Below are 8,951 nucleotides of genomic sequence, written 5' to 3'. Positions count from 1 at the left end.
TTTTTTTGTGTAATACCGTCCATATTAGGAAAGTTGTTTTTAGACAATTCCTAACGGGTTTGAGATAAGGCTCGCCGGTTGCCGGATCAATAGTGGATTCCAGATAGTCCCGGGTGCGACGAATAATATGGCGGATATAAGGATTAAATTGACGACCATAGTCGGGCAATATTCGCCTTAGCCTGGTTTTGTCTGGCCCTCTCAGTTCATTGTAACTGTCGCCACTGGCAACATAATCCCCCGGCTCCATTTGCAGACGCCTGCGAAGATCCCTGAATGCACGGTTATCCTCAGCCTGGGGCAGAGGGTTTCGTACCCAACTCCAGGCCAGGGCTTCTTCGCCAGGAATTTCACTTTCGCCCATAACCACAGGTACGGTACGATCCGCCTGTCGCCAAAGACTCCACGGATCACCCAGCACCTGGTCACTGCCCAAACCAAGAATACTCAGCAGGTCAAACGCTTCAATGGGATGCAACTGAACCGGCGTCGCCGTTGCCAGCAACATGCTTTTGGTTTTCTGGCTAATGGCCTGCAAAAAGCCCATCAAATTGTTGGGATCAGCTTTTTCTTCAAGACAGTTCTCACCAATTTTCTTCCGTCTTGACCGGTGCGCCTCATCCACAATGACACATTCATAATTGCCAGCCAGCAGATAATCGTTCACCTCTGAGCCTGAGGTAATCAGCCCCTGGGAAACAATGCCAAAACGTCTCGGGCACTTCAGAATGCTTTCCGGGCCGGTGGCAGGCCAGAGAATGCCCTGCTCATCCAGCCACTGCTTGCCGGTCCAGATGGCTGATGGCAGATCCAGCAATTCCATCAACTCATCCTGCCACTGTAACGTCAGCGGTTTGGGTGCAATCACCAGCACTGGCTTATTGCCCTGCAATGCCATCAGCATACCGGCCAGCGCCAGCTGAACGGTTTTCCCCAACCCCACCTGATCCGCAAGAATAAACCGTGCGCCGCCTTTCAGATGATCGTCATAAGCACGTTTTACAAAGTACTTTTGATGAGGCCACAATCCCAGCTCCTTACGATACACCGAGGTTTCAACAATCGCCGCAGCCGGGTTGCCATCACACTGTGTTTGCCAGGTATTCCGGTCAACTTCTACCCGTTCCGCTATCCGCTTGATATCGCTAATCACAAAATCAGACAGCGGCTGAGCCAGATGGTGGTTCCACAGCGTATTGAACTCATGCTGAACCCACTCAATGCCTTCCGGTGAACGGTCTTCCCAAACCATTTCATAGTTGAGTCTCCAGGCTGTCAGGCTCTCATTGGTACTGCCCATAAAACTGGTTTGAGTGCCATCGGCCAGGGTAATCACGCCCGCTTTACCATGGATCAGGCCAAACACATTATCTGGCAGAACACGGACCTCCATTTTCCCGGTAGAGAGAAACTCGTAAAGCTTTTTGAAACGATCCCGGCTGGTTTGTGGAAAATGCTCAGGCTCCGCCGCACACCAGTTGCGCCGCATCGCCTGCTGAGCCGCTTGCGCCGTGATCACATCTTCAGCCAGCAGTTCAGAGTTGCAGATAATCCGCACCTTACCCGTCATGCTGTCCAACGCTTCCCCGGCCACTTCGAAAATACTGGAACGGAAAAAACCGGCAATACGATCATAGGATTGTGCACCCACAAGCCGGTCAGCAATGAAAGAGGAGTCCAGTGGTTGCTGGCGGGAAGAATAACGGTGGATCACATGTGCCTCATTAACAATGGGTTGAGTGGCGGGTTCATGGACAGTATTGTAAAGCCAGACGCATCACAACATCCCTGAGGACAGACGGGTAAAGCACACCGGCATCATCAACTGCCGTAAACCGGGTGGCCATCAATACTCCGGATCATACTTCTGGGACAGGGCAGACAGTTCATCCAGAGCAGATGACCGTTTGATATCCATAGCCGTTTTATAGTCCATCAAATCCTGATAACGCACCTGGCGATGACGCCCGACCTTGTGATGGGGGATTTCCCCCTGCTCCAGCATCCTGACCAGATAAGGCCGGGAAACATTGAGAATATCTGCTGCTTCTTCGACACCGAGCAATGCCAGTTTATCTTTGATCGTCATGCCAGGGAAATTCTTAAAATGGCCAGGTTATGAGTTCCACCAGTTAGGCCGTGGCTCAGGCTCATGTTGAAAAATATGCCGCAGCTGGCCAACCACATCAAAGGATTGTTTTCCGTCAATATGGGTTTGTAAATCCGCATCAACCTTGCCCCAGAGAGGGTCAAGTACGACATCGATGCCATGAGTCCTTGCCAGCTTGGCCACCGGGACAAAGTCGGCATCACTGGCCATCAATACAATGGTGTCAGCATAGCGGTTCAGGGTTAGCGTGGTAATATCAACCCCAATACGGGTATCCACCCCTTTTTGTTGCACACTGAAATAAAAATCATCATTACCCAGATCAGAAAACTGCGTTTCCCGTGAGAGCAAATCTTTCAACACTCTATCTTTGATTTGCCACTGCCCGGAATTAGACAGCTTTCCCATACGCAGTGCCAATTTACGGGAGCTTTTTAATTTTTCATGCAGCTCAGTTTGAAAGAGATAATCCGGCTCAAGCTTGCAATTCTTGGTGCCCGGTGTGCGGTGCCCCGGATTCGGTAGTGGGAATCTAAGCTGCTTATCCAGCGGTGGAGCATCGTAGTAGTAGATTCGGTAAAGCTCATCCCGTTTCAGTGCTTCTTTATGCTTTTTTACCAGATGGTAAATAATGGTAACAACGTGCTCTGGTTTAAGTTCGAGGTGTGGAAAATACTTTCGATGGAAGAAACGGACACGGCGAATAAAGTAACCACCATCAATAAAGAAGGCTATTTTGTGTTTGTGCATACATCCCCTGAAACGCAAAAAGCCTGTAACCGTGGCCATTCGCTAACTATATGAATGGGCACTGTTACAGGCCTGGTGCTTAAGTTATAGCAGCCGGGGCTGAAAATGCAAGTTTACGTGACTTTCAGCCCGACCCAATCTACAGCTTTCTCCTCTGCTGTTATCAACCGTTGGTGTTTTCCAGCGCTCCGGCCAGGGTGCTGGCGGCTTCGGCGTCGGTTTCCCAGTGCTCCATATGGTCGATATGGGCGAGGCGGCTGAGGTAGCGGAGGACTTCGATCAGCTTTTTCCGGTCGTTCCAGAAGGTGGCCACCTCGGTTTTCAGGTAGTTGACGCCCTGCCGGGCGGATTCCTGTTTGATGGTCTCGTGGATGGCAAACAGGGCGTGGCGCACAATGGAGGCATCGAAACCGTGTTCCTTCAGGTGGCTGCGGCCAAACTCACGGGCGGTTTTGAAGCGCACCTCGTTGGCTTTGGTTTTGGCGTACATAAAGTTGTACTCCCGCACACCAAAGCCCTTGGCCAGTTCCTGATAGGCGCCGGCCCGGAGTTCGCCGTGTTTTTCCAGTTCCAGACCTTTCAGGTAGAGGCGTTCATCGGCGGTCAGGCTCTTCCACTGGAACTCATCGAAACCACCTGGCACCAGATGGTTACAGGCAATTTCCACCGCCTGGTCGATCAGCTTCTCAAACTCGGATTTCTGGCCTTTCTGTTTTTCCCGGTACAGTTCGTTTTCGATATTGATGCCTTCGATTTCGCTGTATTGGGTCAGTACCCGCAGGGCGGCGGCATAGGCGGCCAGTTGATAATCGGTATCTCCGAAGTTTGGGTGATCCTGGTCATCGATGGCGGTCATATGGTCGAGCTGGTCTTTTACTGCGTCTTCGATTTTTGGTGGTAACTCATCAGTGAATGCATCCAGATCATTCAGCCGCTTGCGAAGAATCAGCAGAACCGTTCCCTGAACATAGTTACCCTGTTTATGACCGATAGTCGTTTCAGTTGAGACTGTCCACGCGGCAGAAACCTGCAAACCAGCAGCCCACAAGATCATACCCAAATCAGCCCACACCGATGGGTCTTGGTGGGTGAACTGAACCATTTGCAGGCCATTATCCGGCATATTTTTGGCCAGATTGCGGTAAATCTCGATCATTGATCGTTTAAAGTCTTCTCCAGAGCCTTTAACTGCAAGAGCATCACGAGTGTCTGTATACCATTCAGGAAAGATTCTTCCCAAATGCTTTTCGTACCAAGCCAGAAAGTAGTCCGTCAGCTCATGGTAATTGACCGCATCCGCATATGGCGGGTCTGTTATCCACAGATCATTTTCAGTACTTACTTGTCGTGCATCTAATGTAGAGATTTCGGAAACAGTCTGATGCCCTGCTACCGGAGGGCTTAACAATAAAGTCCCCTTGAGGAGAGTAAGCCCTTTACCGGCAAAGTTGAGAAATGTATTTAATGCTTGGTTATAAAACGTCTGAGCTATAGATTCCCTTGCGGCTCCTACACCCCACTGACAGAGCTTACTATCCCAGTTTGCAATTTTGCCTAAACCAAGTACCGATACCAACCCTTCCTTTGTTTCAGGCACAAGGCTACTCAGCAGACCGTGTACCAACAACTGTCTTGGTGTAAATAAATGGTGCCAATAATTCCAGCCACGTTCACGTTGGGGCTGATCGGTATTGTAACCTGATTGAATTTTCTTATTGGGAATAAACCCTCTAACTGACCATTCATAAAAACGCTCAGATAACAGATAATTTACTGTTTGTTCCCGTTGCATATCGTCAGCATCTGGAGCACGGAAATGACGAACTGTTCTTTCCTTAGCTTTGTCATCGTAATAGGTTTCCACCCAACGAATTGCGTACAACCGCTCCTGAAAGAGATCATCTTCCCTTGGCATGAAATCATGGGGCTCCCAAGGACGAACACCCTTTGTTTCACGCATATTGATAATGGAATGTCTTCCCCACACTTTGGGCAGTAGACACGACTGTCCTGATAGGTTGCCGCCTCTTTTGCTGCTTTCAGCTGTGCACTGCTCGCATTTTGGGTAAGGCGGATATCGAAACGGTTATTGGCTTCATCCAGCTCCAGCTCTGCTATCACTTTGCTGGTTGGCCCTACAACCCAGGTATTTGATAACGGCACTAGAACACTACAGCTTGGGCATTTCACTTCTGTGCAATAGAGGTATGCATCTGCACGCCAACCCATTTCGTTATGCTCAATACCCCACTGCGTAATCTGCTGATCTGCTTCGTCAAATACTTTTTGTTGTGCCTGTGCAACGGCTTCAACATCGTCTTCGCTTTTAACCAGATTCAAACCAGCCCATGTTAATGCCGCTGCGACTGGGTTTAAATCAGAGCCATAAGCATCACACCCAATACGGGCAGCTTCAAATGGAATGGAACCACCACCGCAGAAAGCATCCCCCACCTTGGGAATCCTGTCAAAACGGCGAAGACCCAGTTGCTCCACAAGCTCCTGAATCGTGCTTGCCTCTGTAGAAAGGTGACTATTAATGTCTTTCCATGCTGCGGAGCTAGGGCCGTCGATCTGTTCGGGCCTATGGCAATATTCCAGCTTCTCATCGTAGCTGAGTGTTTCAAAATAGCGGCGGGTAACTTCGTCTTCCTCTTCTATGGAGAGTTCTCGCTTCCATGACACCCGCCCGGTTTTGGTTACCGCAAAGTACTTTTCTCTTTCGAATTCTGACAACCATTCAAAGATGATTTTTGCAGGTATGCCCTTACAGCGTCGCCATAAACCATCGTTATCCATGGTCAGAATTTTCAGGAACATTTCCCGATCTTTTTTCGGGTTATCTGAAGTAGGCATCAACATTCCCAAGATGGATGCGCGAACCAGAATCAGTTCTTTCCGCCCCCACCATTTACCGAGGCCGGTTAACGTCTGGCTTTGTACCGCCTTGCCTTCCTTCAGGGTTTCCTTGGACACCAAAGAAACCGGAAACTGTTCTTCAATAAAGACTTTATCTTCAAGCATATTATTTGCTCAAAGCCTGAAGCTGGAAAATCAGCTTCTGGCTTCTTATATCCTTATATAGAAACCACAAAGACCAACTGACACCTTTGTGGACTCTGTGATCTTTGTGGTTAAAAAATCAGATCAGACTCAATTCAAATTCGCTACGACGGTTACGCAATACGCTATCCATTACCGGGTTTTCCGTCAGGGCAAAACGAACCGCCTTGCGCCAGCCTTTATTGCGGCCTTTTAACCCATGGCCGGGGCGGCATTGGTCATGGTGTAAAGCCACCAACGCTCTTCCGGTGCCAGGCCCAACCAGTTGTTGATGGCGGTTTGCGCCAGTGCCGGGTCGGCATCTTCCATGGCCCAGGCCAGCAGGCAGAGTTCTTTACCCAGAGTACGGTCGATGGGAACCTGCCCTTTTTTCAGCCAGCGGCCACTTTTCTGCCCCAGGTTGCGCAACCGGCGGTTAAATTCCGCCTTGATGGATTCTTCCAGCTGATCCCACACCATACGGGGAAGCACTGCCTTAAGCTGGGCATCCTGATCATTAAAGGTGGGGGTAACCGTCACGCCGTTTTCCGGCTGTTGCCAGTGGTAATGTTCCGAGATCATCACCTCGGCGGTTTTCGCTTTGGAGGCAGGCATGGTCACCAGAAAACAGTGTTCGCTCTGCTGCGGGTCAAAACCAAAGCCAAGCAGAGTGGGTTTGCTGTTTTTCTTGCTGGTTGCGTGTTCTTGAGACATAAATAACCGTTTGATTCAAGCCTTAAGAGGAGCGCTGCTCCTCCATTGGTAAGTGATTTAACGCCCTTAATTACTGGGTAACTTCACCGGGATTAGGCTGGCGTTTGATATCGGCAAACCAGTCAATCAGCTGCTGGCCTTTGTCAAACTTCACCTTTTCCACATTAATGACAATCTGGCTACCGGCCATCAGCCCTTGCAGGTTGCCAACCACATTGGAGAGACGCTCGCCATCCAGCCGGTGCTGCTCGTTGGTGGTGTAGGTGATATCTGCCGTTTCATCATTGGCCAGCACCGACAAGTCCACAGACTCTGCCTGTCCGCCAAATTTTTTCAGACGTTCAATAAAGTCAAAGGCGGGCTTTGCGGTGATGCTTTTAACCGTTCGGCCGCAATGCCAGATGGCCGGTTTGGCCGGATCAATCACCACTTTTTGCTGGCGGTATTGATCCATATCCACCTTTTCCACCGGGGACTGAACACCGTCCTTCTCCCCATAGGCCATCAGATAACGACAGCTGGCGGGAATCAGGAACGGACCTTCATAGGAAGCGCCGTGGACCTTTGGGTCTGAACCGTCGGTGGTGTAGCGAATATCGCCATCGGGAATGGCCTCGAACTTCAACATCCAGTCATCGCCGGATTGGTAAGGCTGATATTTCAGGTTGATGGTGTTGGTCCAGGTAACGGCCTCGCCCTGTTCATGCTCACCGGTTGAATCAATGCAGAGGAAGGTGAGCTTCATATCTTTGATGGTAAGCCGGGCGTAACCGCCGGGGGCATCGGCAACATCCATGGAGGCCGCTGAAGGAACAGTGCTACCCACCTCATACAGCACCTTGTCGCCATTGATCGGCTGAATTTTCAGGATGCACTCACCGGTCTCATCATTACGGCTGAGTTGCTGCACATTCACCTGAGTGGTTGGTTTCGGCGGCTCGATATTAACGACACCACCTTCATCAGCCCAGCCGCCCTGGTCCATCATTTTCTGCTTCAGCTGATTCAGTGCCGCCGGGTCGTGGAATTGCCATGCGGTATTGACTGCGGCGGCACGGCGCACTTCGCTCCAGGAGGAGATTGTCTGGCTGCGGAACAAACGCTTCTCTACCTTCTTTCTGAACGTATCGCTGGAGATATCGGTTTCAAATTTGCCTTTTGCCTGCAGCGTGTCTTTGATCAGTTTTTCACCGTCAAAGTGGTTGCCGTTGAAATTGATACGGCAATCAGAGTCCCGGAACTTATCGCCCTGGGTCGGGTAGATCAGGGTGGTAAAGGTTTCCTGTAAGGCGCTGCGCAAGCTCAGGGTGATTTTGTCCAGAGAGTCGGCCATCTCCTTGTATTGGGGATCGTTAGGGGCAACACGATCCTGATCCATTTCCGCCTTGATATCGGTAATGGCACGGTACTGACGGGCCTGCTCAATAATACGGGCCATGGTGTTCTGGTTGCCGGTGAGGAACATGACCCGGTTTTTAAAGTCGTTGGCCTGAGTAAAGTTCAGCCAGTCCGCAGACAGTTTGCTGCCGTTAACCGTGCGGGTTGGTTCGGTGATCACCAGCGTAACCTTGTCCATATCCAGCGATACTTCATCAATGGCAGGCAGTACCAGCAGGTTCTGGTAACAGTCTTTGCCGTTAGGCTCGAACAGGCTGTAGAGGTATTTGCCCAGCTCTTTCAGACAGCTTTGTTCGTTGTAGGCTTTGGCCTGGCTGTGCAGTTTGGCCGCCAGGTTCTGAATGTTCTTAAAGAACAAACGCTCGTCACGGCTGCGATGCAGATACCATGCCTGGGTTGGCAGGTAATCCACAATGCTCTTTTTCACCTGGGAGATATCCCGCCCCGGCGCACAGAGGAAGCCGATGATTTCGTTTTCGCGCAGACCATGGGTGGCTCCCGGAACGCTGGCCAGGGAGGCAATCAGAATCAGTTTGGCGACATCCTGGGCATCGGTATTGCTGCCCAGTCGTTTATCCAGCGCTTCGGCAATGGAGTGACCATCATGGGCGATATCGTGAACGATGGCTTCGGTCAGCGACGGGTTGATGCCTTTGATTTCCGTCTGGATCTCATCGTTGTTCAGGTTGAAATCGTAGGGGTGAACCAGTTTTACCTGATCGGCACGGCAAGCACCTTTGCTGTTGTCGTACATATCGGAGACGATGGCACGCATCAGGCGGATCAGGCCACGGGTTTGCTGGAAACCGGGGTTTTCCTTGAAGCGTGCGTACAGGTTCCGGATAGAGAAGTGGAACGGGTACGACTCTTTCAGCTGGGCAGCGTAGTACTTCATTTATTCGCAATTGAAGCGTGAAATCAGGGATTTTTTGGTCAT

Annotated in this window: 8 protein-coding genes; all 8 read right to left on the bottom strand. The window is 50.6% G+C overall.

Annotation, left to right across the window (positions count from 1 at the left end; all coding sequences use genetic code 11):
• Positions 1-1,714: SNF2-related protein (locus KDK14_RS06605; RefSeq protein WP_257264234.1), on the bottom strand; the 1,714-nt coding region annotated here is incomplete at its 3' end.
• 132 nt (positions 1,715-1,846) lie between these two features.
• Positions 1,847-2,089: a helix-turn-helix domain-containing protein gene (locus KDK14_RS06600; protein WP_257264233.1), complete on the bottom strand. Its 243-nt coding sequence runs from the start codon at positions 2,087-2,089 to the stop codon at positions 1,847-1,849.
• A 27-nt stretch (positions 2,090-2,116) separates the two neighbouring features.
• A complete protein-coding gene (locus KDK14_RS06595; RefSeq protein WP_257264232.1) occupies positions 2,117-2,860 on the bottom strand; it encodes an NYN domain-containing protein in 744 nt (247 codons plus the stop codon).
• A 163-nt stretch (positions 2,861-3,023) separates the two neighbouring features.
• Entirely contained in the window at positions 3,024-4,652 is a 1,629-nt protein-coding gene (locus KDK14_RS06590; RefSeq protein WP_257264230.1) for a hypothetical protein, read from the bottom strand.
• Positions 4,631-5,884 carry a DUF1156 domain-containing protein gene (locus tag KDK14_RS06585; RefSeq protein ID WP_257264229.1) on the bottom strand — a complete coding sequence of 418 codons (1,254 nt, stop codon included), beginning with the start codon at positions 5,882-5,884 and terminating at the stop codon, positions 4,631-4,633. The genes KDK14_RS06590 and KDK14_RS06585 overlap by 22 nt, the downstream gene beginning before the upstream one ends.
• A gap of 118 nt (positions 5,885-6,002) precedes the next feature.
• Entirely contained in the window at positions 6,003-6,158 is a 156-nt protein-coding gene (locus KDK14_RS06580) for a hypothetical protein (RefSeq protein WP_257264228.1), read from the bottom strand.
• A complete protein-coding gene (locus tag KDK14_RS06575) occupies positions 6,116-6,616 on the bottom strand; it encodes a DUF3780 domain-containing protein (RefSeq protein WP_257264227.1) in 501 nt (166 codons plus the stop codon). Before KDK14_RS06575 ends, KDK14_RS06580 begins: the two co-directional genes overlap by 43 nt.
• Before the next feature lie 70 nt (positions 6,617-6,686).
• Positions 6,687-8,909: an FN3 associated domain-containing protein gene (locus KDK14_RS06570; protein WP_257264226.1), complete on the bottom strand. Its 2,223-nt coding sequence runs from the start codon at positions 8,907-8,909 to the stop codon at positions 6,687-6,689.
• Positions 8,910-8,951: the final 42 nt, after the last annotated feature.

This window comes from Endozoicomonas sp. ONNA2, from assembly GCF_024606365.1.
Taxonomy (GTDB): Bacteria; Pseudomonadota; Gammaproteobacteria; order Pseudomonadales; family Endozoicomonadaceae; genus Endozoicomonas.
The sequence above is the reverse complement of the archived record's forward strand: the minus strand, read 5'-3'. Positions and strand labels throughout refer to the sequence as shown.

What these genes read in the sequence shown, in the direction of transcription:
- KDK14_RS06600 (WP_257264233.1), bottom strand. Translation starts at nt 2,089, where the DNA reads ATGACGATCAAAGATAAACTGGCATTGCTCGGTGTCGAAGAAGCAGCA.
- KDK14_RS06595 (WP_257264232.1), bottom strand. Translation starts at nt 2,860, where the DNA reads ATGCACAAACACAAAATAGCCTTCTTTATTGATGGTGGTTACTTTATT.
- KDK14_RS06590 (WP_257264230.1), bottom strand. Translation starts at nt 4,652, where the DNA reads ATGCAACGGGAACAAACAGTAAATTATCTGTTATCTGAGCGTTTTTAT.
- KDK14_RS06585 (WP_257264229.1), bottom strand. Translation starts at nt 5,884, where the DNA reads ATGCTTGAAGATAAAGTCTTTATTGAAGAACAGTTTCCGGTTTCTTTG.
- KDK14_RS06575 (WP_257264227.1), bottom strand. Translation starts at nt 6,616, where the DNA reads ATGTCTCAAGAACACGCAACCAGCAAGAAAAACAGCAAACCCACTCTG.
- KDK14_RS06570 (WP_257264226.1), bottom strand. Translation starts at nt 8,909, where the DNA reads ATGAAGTACTACGCTGCCCAGCTGAAAGAGTCGTACCCGTTCCACTTC.